Annotated in this window: 17 protein-coding genes; 11 read left to right on the top strand and 6 right to left on the bottom strand. The window is 65.2% G+C overall.

Annotation, left to right across the window (positions count from 1 at the left end; all coding sequences use genetic code 11):
* Positions 1-28 precede the first annotated feature (28 nt).
* The 4 genes from A8M77_RS15130 to A8M77_RS15145 are packed head-to-tail and all read left to right on the top strand — an operon-like array spanning position 29 to position 3,201.
* A complete protein-coding gene (locus A8M77_RS15130) occupies positions 29-934 on the top strand; it encodes an alpha/beta hydrolase family protein (RefSeq protein WP_086922333.1) in 906 nt (301 codons plus the stop codon).
* Between the two features lie 27 nt (positions 935-961).
* Positions 962-1,792 (top strand): acyl-CoA thioesterase, encoded by an 831-nt coding sequence (locus A8M77_RS15135; RefSeq protein WP_192871623.1) that lies wholly within the window; start codon positions 962-964, stop codon positions 1,790-1,792.
* 14 nt (positions 1,793-1,806) lie between these two features.
* Entirely contained in the window at positions 1,807-2,406 is a 600-nt protein-coding gene (locus tag A8M77_RS15140) for a 2-hydroxychromene-2-carboxylate isomerase (RefSeq protein WP_086922335.1), read from the top strand.
* A gap of 30 nt (positions 2,407-2,436) precedes the next feature.
* Positions 2,437-3,201 (top strand): enoyl-CoA hydratase, encoded by a 765-nt coding sequence (locus A8M77_RS15145; protein WP_086922336.1) that lies wholly within the window; start codon positions 2,437-2,439, stop codon positions 3,199-3,201.
* 25 nt (positions 3,202-3,226) lie between these two features.
* On the opposite strand, the gene A8M77_RS15150 is transcribed toward A8M77_RS15145, so the two are convergent.
* The 5 genes from A8M77_RS15150 to A8M77_RS15160 all read right to left on the bottom strand — a co-directional run bounded on the left by A8M77_RS15150 (position 3,227) and on the right by A8M77_RS15160 (position 6,697).
* Positions 3,227-3,583, bottom strand: coding sequence for a hypothetical protein (locus A8M77_RS15150; protein WP_143694612.1), 357 nt, complete (start codon positions 3,581-3,583; stop codon positions 3,227-3,229).
* A gap of 151 nt (positions 3,584-3,734) precedes the next feature.
* Complete coding sequence (locus A8M77_RS35225) at positions 3,735-4,055, bottom strand: hypothetical protein (protein ID WP_143694613.1); 321 nt, start codon at positions 4,053-4,055, stop codon at positions 3,735-3,737.
* Positions 4,056-4,112: 57 nt separating this feature from the next.
* The gene (locus tag A8M77_RS35230; protein ID WP_143694614.1) at positions 4,113-4,505 is read right to left on the bottom strand and encodes a hypothetical protein; all 393 of its coding nucleotides are present in this window, start codon (positions 4,503-4,505) and stop codon (positions 4,113-4,115) included.
* 608 nt (positions 4,506-5,113) lie between these two features.
* Positions 5,114-6,130: a transglutaminase family protein gene (locus A8M77_RS15155; protein ID WP_086922338.1), complete on the bottom strand. Its 1,017-nt coding sequence runs from the start codon at positions 6,128-6,130 to the stop codon at positions 5,114-5,116.
* A gap of 144 nt (positions 6,131-6,274) precedes the next feature.
* Positions 6,275-6,697, bottom strand: a complete 423-nt coding sequence (locus A8M77_RS15160; protein WP_086922339.1) for an acyl-CoA thioesterase — start codon at positions 6,695-6,697, stop codon at positions 6,275-6,277.
* A 39-nt stretch (positions 6,698-6,736) separates the two neighbouring features.
* Between A8M77_RS15160 and A8M77_RS15165 the strand changes: the two genes are divergently transcribed.
* The 7 genes from A8M77_RS15165 (at position 6,737) to A8M77_RS15195 (ending at position 14,099) form a co-directional block, all read left to right on the top strand.
* On the top strand, positions 6,737-8,569 hold the full coding sequence (locus A8M77_RS15165) for an ABCB family ABC transporter ATP-binding protein/permease (protein WP_086922340.1): 1,833 nt from the start codon (positions 6,737-6,739) through the stop codon (positions 8,567-8,569).
* Between the two features lie 23 nt (positions 8,570-8,592).
* Complete coding sequence (locus tag A8M77_RS15170; RefSeq protein WP_086922341.1) at positions 8,593-9,531, top strand: 2-hydroxyacid dehydrogenase; 939 nt, start codon at positions 8,593-8,595, stop codon at positions 9,529-9,531.
* Positions 9,532-9,590: 59 nt separating this feature from the next.
* Positions 9,591-10,574 carry a LysR substrate-binding domain-containing protein gene (locus tag A8M77_RS15175; RefSeq protein ID WP_086922342.1) on the top strand — a complete coding sequence of 328 codons (984 nt, stop codon included), beginning with the start codon at positions 9,591-9,593 and terminating at the stop codon, positions 10,572-10,574.
* A 357-nt stretch (positions 10,575-10,931) separates the two neighbouring features.
* Positions 10,932-11,834: an amino acid ABC transporter substrate-binding protein gene (locus A8M77_RS15180; RefSeq protein WP_086922343.1), complete on the top strand. Its 903-nt coding sequence runs from the start codon at positions 10,932-10,934 to the stop codon at positions 11,832-11,834.
* Between the two features lie 98 nt (positions 11,835-11,932).
* The gene (locus A8M77_RS15185; protein WP_086922344.1) at positions 11,933-12,658 is read left to right on the top strand and encodes an amino acid ABC transporter permease; all 726 of its coding nucleotides are present in this window, start codon (positions 11,933-11,935) and stop codon (positions 12,656-12,658) included.
* A 1-nt stretch (position 12,659) separates the two neighbouring features.
* Complete coding sequence (locus A8M77_RS15190; RefSeq protein ID WP_086922345.1) at positions 12,660-13,331, top strand: amino acid ABC transporter permease; 672 nt, start codon at positions 12,660-12,662, stop codon at positions 13,329-13,331.
* Between the two features lie 30 nt (positions 13,332-13,361).
* On the top strand, positions 13,362-14,099 hold the full coding sequence (locus A8M77_RS15195; RefSeq protein WP_086922450.1) for an amino acid ABC transporter ATP-binding protein: 738 nt from the start codon (positions 13,362-13,364) through the stop codon (positions 14,097-14,099).
* Between the two features lie 60 nt (positions 14,100-14,159).
* Here the strand turns inward: A8M77_RS15195 and A8M77_RS15200 are convergent, their stop codons facing one another.
* The gene (locus tag A8M77_RS15200) at positions 14,160-15,194 is read right to left on the bottom strand and encodes a DctP family TRAP transporter solute-binding subunit (protein WP_086922346.1); all 1,035 of its coding nucleotides are present in this window, start codon (positions 15,192-15,194) and stop codon (positions 14,160-14,162) included.
* Positions 15,195-15,218: the final 24 nt, after the last annotated feature.

Genomic DNA, 15,218 nt, shown 5'->3' on the forward strand with positions numbered 1-15,218 from the left:
CGGAACAGCGGAAGAAGGAGACGACGGCATGCAAGCAAGAACCCTGCAACTCGAGGACGGCGCACAGATCGCGCTGCGCGTTTACGAGCCCGATGCGCCCCAGCGCGCGAGCGTGGTGATCGGCGGCGCCATGGGCGTGCGCCAGGCCTTCTACGAGCCCTTCGCGCGCTGGCTCGCGCAGCAGGGCGTCAGCGTGTGGACCTTCGACTACCGTGGCTCGGGCGATTCGCGGCCCGGCGGCACGGCGGCCTCGCTGCGCGGCTTCGAGGCCGACCTGTTCGACTGGGCGCGCGACTACGAAGCGGTGATCGACGCCGCCAAGGCCGCGCGGCCCGACCGGCCTCTCTACCTGCTCGGCCACAGCCTGGGCGCGCAGCTGCCCGGTTTCCTGGAGCGGCCGCAGCAGGTCGATGGCCTGGTCAGCATCGCCGCGGGCAGCGGCTACTGGCGCGAGAACGCGCCGCGGCTCAAGCGCAGCATCCTCTACTTCTGGTTCGTGCTGGTGCCGCTGGCCACGCGGCTGTGGGGCTACTTCCCCGGCCGCCGGCTGCGCAAGGTGGGCGACCTGCCGCGCGGCGTGATCCTGCAATGGCGGCGCTGGTGCCTGAATCCGCGCTACAGCGTGGGCGCGGAGGGCGAACTGGCCGCGCGCAGCTACGAGCGCGTCCGCTTCCCGGTGCTGGCGCTGTCCATGACCGACGACGAGCTGATGACGCTGGAAGGCACGCAGAGCCTGCTGGGCCTGTACGCCGCGGCGCCGCGGGCGGTGCAGCGCATCGCGCCGGCCGACGTGCAGGCGCGGCGCATCGGGCATTTCGGCTTCTTCCGCGAGCAGTTCAGCCTGAACCTGTGGCCGCGCCTGGCCGACAGCCTGCACCGCCTTGCGACCCTGACCACGCCGCCGGCGGGCGGCGTCCCGCACACGACTGCCTGACTCCGCGCGACACAGCACACTGACATCATGAGCACGCATCCCCTGGACCAGGCGCTGGCCCTCGCGCACAGCGACATCCGCGCCGGCCTCTTCACCGGCGCCAGCAGCGCCGACTACTGGAACATGGTCGGGCCCTTCGGCGGCACCACCGCGGCCGTGATGCTGCAGGCGGTGCTGAAGCATCCCGATCTACTGGGCGCGCCGGTGGCGCTGACGGTGAACTACGCCGCGGCGCTGGACGCCGGCCCCTTCGAGGTGCAGGCCGTGCCGGTGCGCACCAACCGCTCGACGCAGCATTGGACGATGCAGATGTCGCAGGCCGGCGCCGACGGCAAGCCGCAGGTCGTGACCACGGCCACCGCGGTCACGGCCCTGCGGCGCGAGACCTGGGGCGCCAGCGACCTGCCCATGCCCGAGGTGCCCCCGCCCGTCGAGGTGGAGCGCCTGAGCATCGGCCCGGCCAAGGTGGCCTGGCTGGACCGCTACGAGATGCGCCCCATCAGCGGCGCCATCCCGACGCGCTGGGACGGCGGCGGCGATCACAGCGAGACCCGCATGTGGCTGCGCGACACGCCGCCCCGGCCGCTGGACTTCGCCGCGCTCGCGGCACTGTGCGACTGCTTCTACCCGCGCGTCTGGCTGCGCCGCGCCAAGCCGGTGCCGATCGGCACGGTGTCGATCACCACGTATTTCCATGTCGACGCGCCGCAGCTGGCCGAGGTGGGCGCGGGCTACCTGCTCGGACGCGCCACCGGCCAGCAGTTCCGCAACGGCTACTTCGACCAGGCGGCGCAGTTGTGGAGCGAGGCGGGCGCGCTGCTGGCCACCTCGAACCAGATCGTCTACTTCAAGGAATGAAAGGCGTACAGGCCATGGCAAACGCGCGATCGGTGGAGTTCTATTTCGATTTCGGCAGCCCGGCCACCTACCTGGCCGCGACCCAGCTGCCGCACCTGTGCGCCGACACCGGCGCCGAGCTGGTCTGGAAGCCGATGCTGCTCGGCGGCGTGTTCCAGGCCACGGGCAACCGCTCGCCGGCCGAGATCCCGGCCAAGGGCCCCTACGTGTTCGAGGACCTGAAGCGCTTCGCGCGGCGCTATGCCGTGCCCTTCCAGTACAACCCGTACTTCCCGATCAACACGCTGCTGCTGATGCGCGGCGCCACCGGCCTGCAGATGCGCGAGCCGGAACGCTTCCATGCCTACGTGGAGACTGTCTTCAACGCGATGTGGGTGGAGCCGCGCAACCTCAACGACCCGGCTGCCGTGGGAGAGGTGCTGGCCGACGCGGGCTTCGAGCCGGCCCAGGTGCTGGCGCTGGCGAACGACCCGGAAACCAAGAGCCGCCTGAAGGCGGACACGGAGGCGGCGGTGCGCCGCGGCGTGTTCGGCGCCCCGACCATGTTCGTCGGCGACCAGATGTTCTGGGGCCAGGACCGGCTCGATTTCGTCAGAGAGGCGCTGGGCGCCTGATACTTTCTTTTCTTTGCAGAAGGACCTCCCATGAGCGACATCCTCGTCCACACCGAAGCCGGCGTGATGACCCTGACCTTCAACCGGCTCGACAAAAAGAACTCCATCACCCGCGACATGTACGCCGAGCTGGCCGATGCGCTGGAGCGCGCCGAGCAGGACAGCGCGGTGCGCGCCGTGCTGATCCAGGGCGATGCCACCATCTTCAGCGCGGGCAACGACATCGGCGACTTCCTGAACGCGCCGCCCTCGACGCCGGAATCGCCGGTGTTCCGCTTCCTGCACGGCATCGCGCGCTTTCCCAAGCCGCTGGTGGCCGCCGTGTGCGGCCCGGCGGTGGGCATCGGCACCACGATGCTGTTCCATTGCGACCTGGTCTATGCCGGCGACAACGCGGCCTTCTCCATGCCCTTCGTCAACCTGGGCCTGTGCCCCGAGGCGGCGTCCAGCCTGCTGGTGCCGCAGATGTTCGGCTACCACCGCGCGGCCGAGGCGCTGCTGCTGGGTGAGCCCTTCATGGCCGAGGCCGCGCTGGAGGTGGGACTGGTCAACCGCGTGGTGCCGCCCACCGAGGCCAACGCCATCGCCCAGGCCCAGGCGCGCAAGCTGGCGGCCAAGCCGCTGAGCGCGCTGATCGAGACCAAGCGCCTGATGAAGAAGGCGCAACAGCCGGCCGTGGTGGAGCGCATGGGCGAGGAAGGCCAGAGCTTCGGCCGCATGCTGCGCGAGCCGGCGGCCAAGGAGGCTTTCACGGCTTTCATGGAGAAGCGCAAGCCGGATTTTTCGAAGGTGTGAGGTCGCTCGGCTGGACGTCGGCGAGCTAATGGCGTGTCGGCGGCGGGCGATCGGGGCGCTTTCGAATCGAGAAAACGATGGTGTAGTCCGGGTCGGGCACCGTTTCGCCGGTGGCAGGAAGCTGGTACTCGCCAGGCTTGGCCTTCTGAAGGGCTTGCAGGTCCGGCGGAAGCACGTACCGCTCGCCGCCACGGCGTCCCTCCAGCCGGAGCTGGATGCCTCCTTGCGGCGTGGCGGACAGCACGCGACCGAAGATCTGCTGCTTATCGATCAAGGTGCCGTCGGCTTCGAGGTAGGTCAGGCCCACCAGGAGCAGCTTGCCGGGGAGCATGCTTGCGAACGCGGCATCCCAAGGTCCGCGGGTATCGGGTTTTTTGTTCATTCGTTCATCCTCAGGCTATGAACCCGGTATGAGCAGGGCGGTTCACAGCAGACCAGCCTTCGAGCTCGACGTTTGCGGCGATGTTCGGAACGAAGCACTTGCAATGCGAGTTGCTTCGGACGCGGCTTCCTTGAGCCCGCTTGGGCCAAGGCTACTTGGATGAGGCGCTCCCGAGGCCATGCACATAATTGACCTCTTTCGCGTTTGCTCTGTAGCAACGCACCATGTGGTTGCAATAGTCGCCCACGGTGTGGACAACCAGTAAGCCATTGTTGAGTTCTCTTTCTATCTTCCGATCCGTAACATCCCGAAAATCGTCGCTCAATTGATTGAATTCGTTGCGTTTCCAGTCGAAGACTGGTGCTGCACTGAAGTCGTGTTCGAAGTGCATTCCGGAATGAATCTGCTCGATCTTGAGTCCGAAGACGCTGGCGACTCTCGCTCGCTCTGGCGTACGCGCGGATTGCTTCATCGGAGTAGGCCATCGCGGATCGTTCCGAGTAGTGGCGCGGGACCGAATCCTCGCAATTCATGATGCGTCCTTGCGACTTGCTCGTGCATCTTGCACCCACTTCGCCAAGTCAAGCACGGTTTCGAGGGCTGGAGGTTTGCCAAGCTGCTCTTGCTCCAACCAGCGACTGAGGGCGTCCCCACCTTCACCCAAGTCCCAACTGTCCATGTTGGCGAGGGTTTTCAGCGTGTCAGTCGATCGAATCAAGTGAGGATCAATAGCGAAGACCTCGCCAACCTTTGACCAGACCTCTTTAAACACTTCGGCTGAGACCTGATCGCGTATCGGCGCGTGCATTTCAGCCAGCGGTTGCGGTTCTCGCCCACGTTCAAACGACCTTCGAGCAAGTCTCTTGAATATCAGGAGGGCGATGATCGCTGTTAAAACGGTGACTCCAAGCCACATCGCCATGGTACTCACCTATCACAAGAGCAATTCACATTGCTCGGCATGGCGTACAGAAAGCCCTCTGCAAATATTGTGGCGTTGTACATACCAATGCCAGTCGTTGCGAGCCCGATGCCTGCTGCTCCCGTTCTAGCCAATGCTCCTCCTGCACCGGGAACGCCAAAGCCTCTTGGAACGCTTGTGAGCGGATTGCTCGAGCCCAGCAAGGGCGGCCTGAATCCTGTCGCTGGCGCCAGCGACTTTGGCCACAATCCGCCTGCGAGCGCGGCGGCATAGGGCCCCACGTTGACCGCGTATTCACTCGTAAAGTCCATATACCGATCCCAATAGTCGGGGCCGCACTGGCAAGCCTGGATGCGACAACTGTTCGAGCTAGCAAAAGAACTTCCCTTCGCAGATCCTCCACCGCCCGATCCCATCAAGCCCAGGGCATCAGTGGCGCCCAACGGGTTTCCATCCACGTACGGAATTCGATTCCATCCTCCATCGAGTCCGATCGGATCAGGTTGTGTGTACCGCGCCGAAGCAATGTTGCAGCAAGCGATGAACGTTGTCATCAATATGCCAGCGCGCCTGAAGCTGGGTGTTCGCATGCTGTGTCTCCCTCCTTGTCAATTTGATCTCGCTGTCTTCATCAACTCCAGGTACCTGCGTTCCGCGCCGGCGTCCGGCTCCCGCCATCCCAGTGCTTCCGCTTTTTCGTACCAGAGCCGGTTGTTGAGCTCCAATGCCTGAAAGAGCAACCTGTCCTCGAAGGGAACGCCCCTGGGCCTTGGGTGCTTCTTTTGGAAATCTCGTATGAGCAGGTAGTAGGCGTAGCCCTTTTGAAGCATCGCATCGATGTCGCTCGGGTAGTGCTCGAGTGCTACGTTGGCGAGCGCGATGACTTTCTCGGGCCTTCCGGTGCTCGTGTAGTGCTCCAGCAGCACGTTGGTCATGACTCTCGCGACGGCCTCTTTCCGGGAGAGCGGCCGCATGTAGATCCCGTTCTTGAGCGCCTGCGGTGTCATCGGCGTGTCCCGCTGATAGGACTCGTCTCGCCGGGGATGGCCACCCGATGTGCTCTCCAGGTTGTGCCAGCGTCCTGTTTCGTCCCGGTACTTCACAAAGAAGTGTTCTGGCGAAGCCGCAAAGGTCGCCTCAAGCCCCAGTCTGTGAGCCAGCAGGACGAAGAGCGCGGGCATCGAAACGCAGTTGCCCTTCTTCGTCGCCAGATAGTTGGTCAGCAGCTTGCCGGAAATCTTGTGGCCCAGTGGATCGCCTTCCAGATCAAACCGAAAGGGTTGCCGGTTGTTCCATGGGCCGGCGTCATGCAGGTACGAACGGAGCACCTGCGCGATTTCCGAGCTCTGGGTCCGCGGGCCTGCCAAGGCCTTGACCTCTGCAGCCATGACATCGAGCTTTGCAAGCGTGCCCTCGATGTCGACGGCCGGGTCGACGAGTTTGTCGATGGCCAGCTTTGCCCGAGCCAGATCGATCTCGGCTTCCGGCTTTTCCAGGATGGTCCTCAACACCCGAACATCCGGATCCACGCGTTGCGCATACACCGGCGTGGCCTGCACGCAAGCCACCATTGCCATAGAGGCAATGACCCGCGCGACGCCAGCCCTTCCCGTTACCAAGTTCATTGATCTCTCTGCTGCTTTTCAGGCCGCAGGAGTAGATGTGAAACTGGGTATCTGGGCAACTACCAACATTGGTAGGTTCGGTCGGCGTCGGTGGTCTCGACGTCACACAAATTCCGGGGAGCGTGCCCCGCCGCCATCACCCGGTCAGGCCTGGGCAATCGGCCGGGGCCGTCCGTTCATGTCGATGGCCACGTAGGTGAAGGTGGCCTCCGTCACCTTGATGTACTCGCCCTGGGCCCTGAAGCGTTCGGCGAAGACCTCGACCGTGACGGTGATCGAGGTGCGGCCGATGCGCACCAGCTTCGAGTAGAAGGACAGGATGTCCCCCAGCCGCACCGGCTGCTTGAAGACGAACTCGTTGACCGCGACCGTGGCCATGCGGCCCTTGGCGTAGCGCGCCGGGATCACGGAGCCGGCCAGGTCGCACTGCGCCATCACCCAGCCGCCGAAGATGTCGCCGTTGGCGTTGACGTCGGCCGGCATGGGAATCACCTTGAGCACGAGCTCCATGTCGTCGGGCAGGCTCTTGAGCGGGTTGGCCACATTGGTGCTGGAAGATTCGGACATGGGCACAATCTCGGGAAAAAACAGCCACGATTGTCATCCATGCGCCGCAGCGGCGAAGCCCTTTCTTCTCACCACGCTGGTTCCCAGGACGCGCCCGCACGCGGCGACCGGTCCGACTGGGCGACGCTGCGGCGGCTCTTTCCCTACCTCTGGCGTTACAAGTGGCGCGTGCTGGCCGCGCTTCTCTTCATGGTGGGCGCCAAGGTGGCCAATGTCGGCGTGCCGGTGCTGCTCAAGAACCTGGTCGACACCATGACGCCCAGGCCCGACATGGCGCAGGCGCTGCTGGTGGTGCCGATCGCGCTGCTGCTGGCCTATGGGTTGCTGCGCTTCTCGACCTCGCTGTTCAGCGAGCTGCGCGAGCTGGTCTTCGCCAAGGCCACCGAGGGCGCGGCGCGAAGCATCTCGCTGGAGGTGTTTCGCCACCTGCATGCGCTGTCGCTGCGCTTCCACCTGGAGCGGCAGACCGGCGGGATGACGCGCGACATCGAGCGCGGCACGCGCGGCGTGCACTCGCTGATCTCGATGTCGCTCTACAGCATCGTCCCGACCATCATCGAGCTGGCGCTGGTGCTGACCATCCTGGGCGTCAAGTTCGACGCGCTCTTCGTCTGGATCACGGGGGCGGCGCTGGTGCTCTACATCGCCTTCACGGTCACCGTGACCGAGTGGCGCACGCAGTTCCGCAAGACCATGAACGAGCTCGACTCGGTCGCGCAGAGCCGCGCCATCGATTCGCTGCTGAACTACGAAACGGTCAAGTACTTCAACAACGAGGACTTCGAGGCCGGCCGCTACGACGCCAGCCTGGACCGCTACCGCCGCGCCGCCATCAAGAGCCAGAACACGCTGAGCCTGCTCAACACGGGCCAGCAGCTGCTGATCGCCGTCAGCCTGGTGCTGATGCTGTGGCGCGCGACGTCCGGCGTGGTGGAGGGGCGCATGACGCTGGGCGACCTGGTCATGGTCAATGCCTTCATGATCCAGCTGTACATCCCGCTGAACTTCCTGGGCGTGATCTACCGCGAGATCAAGCAGAGCCTGACCGACCTGGACAAGATGTTCGTGCTGCTCGAGAAGGAGCGCGAGGTGCGTGATGCGCCCGGCGCGCAGCCGCTGGCGGGGCGTGATGCCACGGTGCGCTTCGAGGACGTGAGCTTCGCCTACGAGGCGTCGCGGCCGATCCTCAGGCATGTGAGCTTCGAGATCCCTGCGGGCAGGACGGTTGCCGTGGTCGGGCCCTCGGGCTCGGGCAAATCGACCCTGGCGCGGCTGCTTTACCGCTTCTACGACGTTCAGGAAGGCCGCATCACCATCGGCGGCGAGGACATTCGTGCCGTGACACAGTCCAGCGTGCGCCAGGCCATCGGCATCGTGCCGCAGGACACGGTGCTCTTCAACGACACCGTCGAATACAACATCGCCTATGGCCGCCCCGGTGCCAGCCGCGAGGAGGTGGAGGCTGCGGCACGTGCCGCGCGCATCCACGGCTTCATCGCCGCCACGCCCAAGGGCTACCAGACGATGGTGGGCGAGCGCGGCCTCAAGCTCTCCGGCGGCGAGAAGCAGCGCGTGGCGATCGCGCGCACGCTGCTGAAGAACCCGCCGATCCTGATCTTCGACGAGGCCACTTCGGCGCTGGACTCGGCCAACGAGCGCGCCATCCAGGCCGAGCTCAAGAGCGCGGCGCAGAACAAGACCACGCTGGTGATCGCGCACCGGCTCTCCACCGTGGTGGATGCGCACGAGATCCTGGTGCTCGAGGGCGGCGTGGTCGTGGAGCGCGGCACGCATGCGCAACTGCTGGCGCGGGACGGCCGCTACGCCCAGATGTGGGCCTTGCAGCAGATCGAGGCCGAGCCCGTTCTCTGATTCGTTTTTCTTCCGGAGTTTGGATGTCCGACAAGATTCCCCTCCTGGTGCTCAACAAGCTCTCGAGCGAGCATCAGGCCCAGATCGCCGCGGTCTACGACGTGACCTACGCGCCCACCGCAGCCGAGCGTGTTGCGGCCGTCGCGCAGCACGGCGCTGAGTTCCGCGCCGTGCTGACCATCGGCGTGATCGGCCTCACCCCCGAGGAGATCGCAGCCATGCCCAAGCTGGAGCTGATCTGCGCGATGGGCGCGGGCTACGAGGGCATCGCGGTCGACGCCGCGCGTGCCCGCGGCATCGTGGTCGCCAACGGCGCCGGCACCAACGACGACTGCGTGGCCGACCATGCCTTCGGCCTGCTGATCGCGGCGGTTCGCAACTTCCACAGCCTCGACCGGCTGTGCCGCGAAGGCGTGTGGCGCGAGTCCATTCCGCAGCCGCCGAACGTTTCGGGCAAGCGCCTGGGCATTCTCGGCCTGGGCACCATCGGCCAGAAGATCGCCAGGCGCGCCGCCGCCTTCGACATGGCGATCGGCTACCACAACCGCAAGCCGCGCGAGGCTGTGGCGCACCGCTACTTCGACAGCCTGAAGGCGCTCGCGACCTGGGCCGACGTTCTGGTGCTGGCCACGCCGGGCGGGCCCGCCACGCGGCACCTGGTGAACGCGGAGATCCTCGATGCGCTGGGCCCGCAAGGCTGGCTGGTCAACATCTCGCGCGGCAGCGTGGTCGACACGGAGGCGCTCGCCGCCGCATTGCGCGAGGGACGCCTGGCGGGGGCGGGCATCGATGTCTACGAAAGCGAGCCGAAGCGGCCGGAGCCGCTGATCGGCCTGGACAACGTGATCCTCACGCCGCACGTCGCGGGCTGGTCGCCCGAGGCCACCCAGGCCTCGGTGGACCGCTTCATGGCCAATGCCGAAGGCCATTTCGCGGGGCGGGGCGTGGTCTCGCCGGTCTGATTTCCGCATTTCCTGGCAAGCTCGGCCGGCATGCGAGGCCGCGGACATAATCGTCGCCCATGGAAACCAAGTGGCTCGAAGACTTCGTCAGCCTGGCCGAGACACGCAGCTTCAGCCGCTCGGCCCAGTTGCGCCACGTGACCCAACCGGCCTTCTCACGCCGCATCCAGGCGCTGGAGGGCTGGGCCGGCACCGACCTGGTGGACCGCAGCTCCTATCCCACCCGCCTCACGCCCGCCGGCCAGACGCTCTACGGCCAGGCCATCGAGATGCTGCAGGCCTTGCAGAGCACCCGCGCCATGCTGCGCGGCCATTCGGCCGCGGCGCAGGACGTGATCGAGGTCGCGGTGCCGCACACCCTGGCCTTCACCTTCTTCCCGGCCTGGGTCACCAGCCTGCGCGAGCAATTCGGCCCGCTCAAGAGCCGGCTGATCGCGCTGAACGTGCACGACGCCGTGCTGCGCCTGGTGGAGGGCAGCTGTGACCTGCTCATCGCCTACCACCATCCCTCGCAGCCTCTGCCGCTGGACGCCACGCGCTACGAGATGGTGAGCCTGGGCCAGGAGGTGGTCGCGCCCTGGGTCAAGCCCGATGCCGAGGGCGCGCCGCGCTTCCGGCTGCCGGGCCGGCCGGGCCAGCCGCTGCCCTACCTGGGCTATGCGCCCGGGGCCTACCTGGGGCGCGTGGTGGATCAGTTGCTCAAGGAATCGCAGACAGCCATCCACCTCGACCGCGTGTACGAGACCGACATGGCCGAGGGCCTCAAGGTGATGGCGCTGGAAGGGCACGGCATCGCCTTCCTGCCGCAGAGCGCGGTGCGCAAGGAGGCGCGGGCGCGCACGCTGGTCAGCGCGTTGCCGCCCGACATCGACAAGCTAGAAGCCACGATGGAGATCCGGGCCTACCGTGAGCGCCCCGCCACCTCGGCGGTGGCCCGGGCGGGGAGCCGCGCAGGCGGCAAGGGTGATGCCGCTGCCCCGGGCAGCAAGGGGACGGTCGATGCGCTCTGGGCCTACCTGGTAGGCACCCAACCCGCAGTCTGAGAGAAAGAACGAGAAAGAGCGAGAAAGGGAAAGAAAGTCCACTTGTGCAGTGCACAAAACTATGACGCGACCGCATGCCGACCGTCGCAATGCGCATTTGCCTTCGGTCTCGCCCCGCCTCTACAGTCTGGCCCCACATCTGTCGTCACACCGCTTGAAAGCACGCGCGCAGCGCGTGCTTTTTTTCGGGCACAAAGGCTGCTTTGTGCAATCCGGTCAGGCCATGGTCGCACCGGCGCGGAACGGCGGCGCATGTCCTCTGATCGCCGAAGGTGCGAAGTGCACCGGGTTGGCCCGGGTATGGCGCAGAATGCGGCTGTCTAAAATTTGTATGTCTCAGTCACAGGAGTTTTCCTTATGAAGAAGCAGGTATTGGCATTGGCCGTGATGGCACTCGCCGCTGGAGGCGCCTTCGCGCAAGCCAATGACACCCTGGCCAAGATCAAGGCCAGCGGCAGCGTCACCATGGGCGTGCGCGATTCGTCCGGTGCGCTGGCCTACACCATCGGTGACGGCAAGTACGTCGGCTTCCACACCGAAATGGCGGAAAAGGTCCTGGCTGACGTGCAGAAGCAGCTGGGCCTGCCCAAGCTTGAGATCAAGCGCCAGCTGGTCACCTCGCAGAACCGCATTCCCCTGGTGCAGAACGGCACCGTCGACCTGGAATGCGGCTCGACCACCAACAACGCCACCCGCCAGAAGGACGTGGATTTCGCCATCACGACCTACGTCGAGGAAGTGCGCATCGCCGTGAAGGCCAGCTCGAACATCAATTCGATCAAGGACCTGAACGGCAAGAACGTGGTCACCACCACCGGCACCACGTCCGTGCAGACCCTGCGCAAGAACGAGCGCGCATCAGGCATCGACTTCAAGGAAGTCATGGGCAAGGACCACGCCGACAGCTTCCTGCTGCTCGAATCGGGCCGTGCCGATGCCTTCGTGATGGATGGCCAGATCCTGGCCGGCAACATCTCCAAGTCCAAGGCCCCGGCCGACTTCAAGATCGTCGGCGACGTCCTGTCGGTCGAGCCGATTGCCTGCATGGTCCGCAAGGGCGACACGGCCTTCCTGAAGGCGGTGGACGACAGCATCAAGAACCAGATCAAGGACGGCTCGCTGGCCAAGCTCTACGACAAGTGGTTCATGCAGCCGATCCCGCCGACCAACACCAAGGTCGGCCTCCCGCTGTCGGATGCGACCAAGGCAGCGTGGGCCAGCCCCAACAACAAGCCGATGGAAGACTACGTCAAGAAGTGATCGGCATGGGCTGAAACGACGAACGCCCGCCCCTTGCGGCGGGCGTTTGTTTTCAGGTTTGTTTTTCTTCTTCACCAACAACGATTGAGGAGGTCCCGATGGGAAGTTGGGATTGGCAGGTCTTCCTGCAGGACCCGGGTGGCAAGGACCCGACGTATTGGCAATGGCTGCTCTCCGCGTGGGGCTGGACGGTGTCCGTGGCGCTCTGCGCGCTGGTGGTGGCCCTCGTCCTTGGTTCCATCGTCGGCGTGATCCGCACGCTGCCCAACAGCCCCGGCTGGGTGCGCGTCGGCAACGCCTGGGTCGAGCTGTTCCGCAACGTGCCGCTGCTGGTCCAGATCTTCCTCTGGTATCACGTGGTGCCGGCGCTCTTCACCGTGATGCGCGACGTGCCGCCCTTTGTCCTGGTGGTGCTGGCGCTGGGCTTCTTCACCTCGGCGCGTATTGCCGAGCAGCTGCGCTCCGGTATCCAGGCGCTGCCGCGCGGGCAGCGCTACGCGGGCATGGCGGTGGGCTTCACCACGCCGCAGTACTACCGCTACGTGATCCTGCCGATGGCCTACCGGATCATCATTCCGCCGCTGACCAGCGAGTCGATGAACATCTTCAAGAACTCGTCGGTGGCCTTCGCGGTGTCGATCGCCGAAATGACGCAGTTCGCGATGCAGGCCGGCGAGGAAACGGCGCGTCCGATGGAGATGTACCTGGCCGTGACGGTGCTCTACATCATCTCGGCCTTCGCGATCAACCGGATCATGGCCTCGATCGAGAAGCGGACACGCGTGCCGGGCTTCATCGCCCAGGCCGGCGGGGGAGGACACTGAGATGCTCACGAATCTCGACTTTTCCTTCTACAACTGGAACGTCATCACCGGCTTCCTGCTGAAGGGCCTGTACTTCAGCCTGTTCCTGACGGTGGTGGCCACGCTCGGCGGCATCGTCTTCGGCACGCTGCTGGCGCTGATGCGCCTGTCGGGCAAGAAGTGGCTGGACGCGCCCGCCGCGATCTACGTCAACGGCATGCGCAGCATTCCGCTGGTGATGGTGATCCTGTGGTTCTTCCTGCTGGTGCCCTTCATCATCGGACGTCCGATCGGCGCGGAGGTGTCGGCCATCATCACCTTCGTTGCCTTCGAGGCGGCCTACTTCAGCGAGATCATGCGTGCGGGCATCCAGTCGATCCCGCGCGGCCAGGTCTACGCCGGGCAGGCGATGGGCATGACCTACAAGCAGAACATGACGCTGGTGATCCTGCCGCAGGCCTTCCGCAACATGCTGCCGGTGCTGCTGACGCAGACCATCATCCTGTTCCAGGACACCTCGCTGGTGTATGCCATCGGCGCCTACGACCTGCTCAAGGGCTTCGAGACGGCCGGCAAGAATTTCGGCCGGCCCATCGAGTCCTACCTGCTGGCGGCAGTGCTGTACTTCGTCATCTGCTACGCGCTGTCCTATCTCGTCAAGCGTCTTCACAAGAAGATCGCGATCATTCGCTGAACATCGAAAGGGAAATTCATGGCCGACAAAATGATCGAAATCAAAAATGTCTCCAAGTGGTACGGCCCGGTCCAGGTGCTCAACGACTGCTCGGTCAGCATCGCCAAAGGCGACGTGGTGGTGGTGTGCGGGCCCTCGGGCTCGGGCAAGTCGACGCTGATCAAGACGGTGAACGCGCTCGAGCCCTTCCAGAAGGGCGAGATCACGGTCAACGGCATCGAGCTGCACAACCCCAAGACCAACCTGCCGCAGCTGCGCTCCAAGGTGGGCATGGTGTTCCAGCACTTCGAGCTTTTTCCGCATCTGTCGGTGACGGAGAACCTCACGATCGCGCAGATCAAGGTGCTGGGCCGATCGCAGGATGAGGCGAAGACCCGCGGCCTGAAGATGCTCGACCGCGTGGGCCTGATGGCGCACAAGGACAAGTTCCCGGGCCAGCTCTCCGGCGGCCAGCAGCAACGCGTGGCGATCGCGCGGGCGCTGTCCATGGACCCGATCGTGATGCTGTTCGATGAGCCGACCTCGGCGCTGGACCCTGAGATGGTGGGCGAGGTGCTGGACGTCATGGTGGCGCTGGCCAAGGAAGGCATGACCATGATGGTGGTCACGCACGAGATGGGCTTCGCGCGCAAGGTGGCGAGCCGCGTGATCTTCATCGACGTGGGCGGGCGCATCCTGGAGGACTGCTCGAAGGACGAGTTCTTCGCGCATCCGGAGAACCGCCAGGCGCGGACCCGGGACTTCCTCAACAAGATCCTGCAGCACTGAGGCTGCCCGGAGTTCTCGTAGAAAAGCCCCGCATTGCGGGGCTTTTTTCTTGAGGGCGCCTTACTTCTTGCGAGCAGCGACAGCCTGCTCGGCCTTCGTCACCAGCTCGTTGCCGATCTGCGGCTTCCACTTCGCATACACGGGCCGGGTCGCCTTCACGAAGGCTTCGCGTTCGGCCGGCGACAGCTCCGTCACCGTCACGCCCATGCCCGCGATGTCCTTGAGCAGCGGCTTGTCCGCCTCCACCAGCCCCTTGCGCGCGAGCTCGATCTCCTGCTTGCCGGCATCGATCGCCGCCTGCCGCACGATCGCCTGGTCTGCCGGCGTCCAGGAGGCCCAGATGTCCTTGTTGACCACGAACACCAGCGGGTCGGCCATGTAGCCCCAGGTCGTCACGTACTTCTGGCCCACCGTGTGCATCTTGAGCACGGTGAAGAGGAAGAGCGGGTTCTCCTGCCCGTCCACCGCTCCGCTGGCGAGCGCCGGCTGCGCATCGGCCCAGCTCATCTGCGTCGGGTTGGCGCCCAGCGCGCTGAACATGTCCGAGAAGATGGGCGAGCCCACCACGCGGATCTTCATGCCCTTCAGGTCCTCGGGCGCCTTGATCGGCCGCTTGGAGTTGGTGATCTCGCGGTAGCCGTTCTCGCCCCAGGCCAGCGGCACCACGCCCGACTTGTCCAGCGTGTTGAAGATCTCCTTGCCCACCTCGCCCTGCGTCAGCGCATCCACCGCGGCGTAGTCGGGCATCAGGAAGGGCAGCGAGAACAGGTTCAGCTGCTTGACCTGCGGCGACCAGTTGATGGTCGAGCCCACCGCCATGTCGATCACGCCCTGGCGCAGCGCGCTGAACTCGCGCGTCTGGTCGCCCTGGATCAGCGAGACGCCGGGGTACAGCTTGATGTTGATGCGGCCCTGCGTGCGCTCCTTCACCAGGTCCGCCCAGATCTTGCCGGCCTGGCCCCAGGGCGTGGGCGGGCCCAGCACCAGCGACATCTTGTATTCGGCCTTGTAGTTCTGCGCGGTCGCCGACACCGAGAAGCCGCCCAGCGTGGCGGCGACGGCCAGCAGGCCGAGCAGGGAACGACGGAATTTCATGAGTTGTCTCCTTCTTCAGTTGAT

Source organism: Variovorax sp. JS1663, from assembly GCF_002157355.1.
Classification (GTDB): Bacteria; Pseudomonadota; Gammaproteobacteria; order Burkholderiales; family Burkholderiaceae_C; genus Variovorax.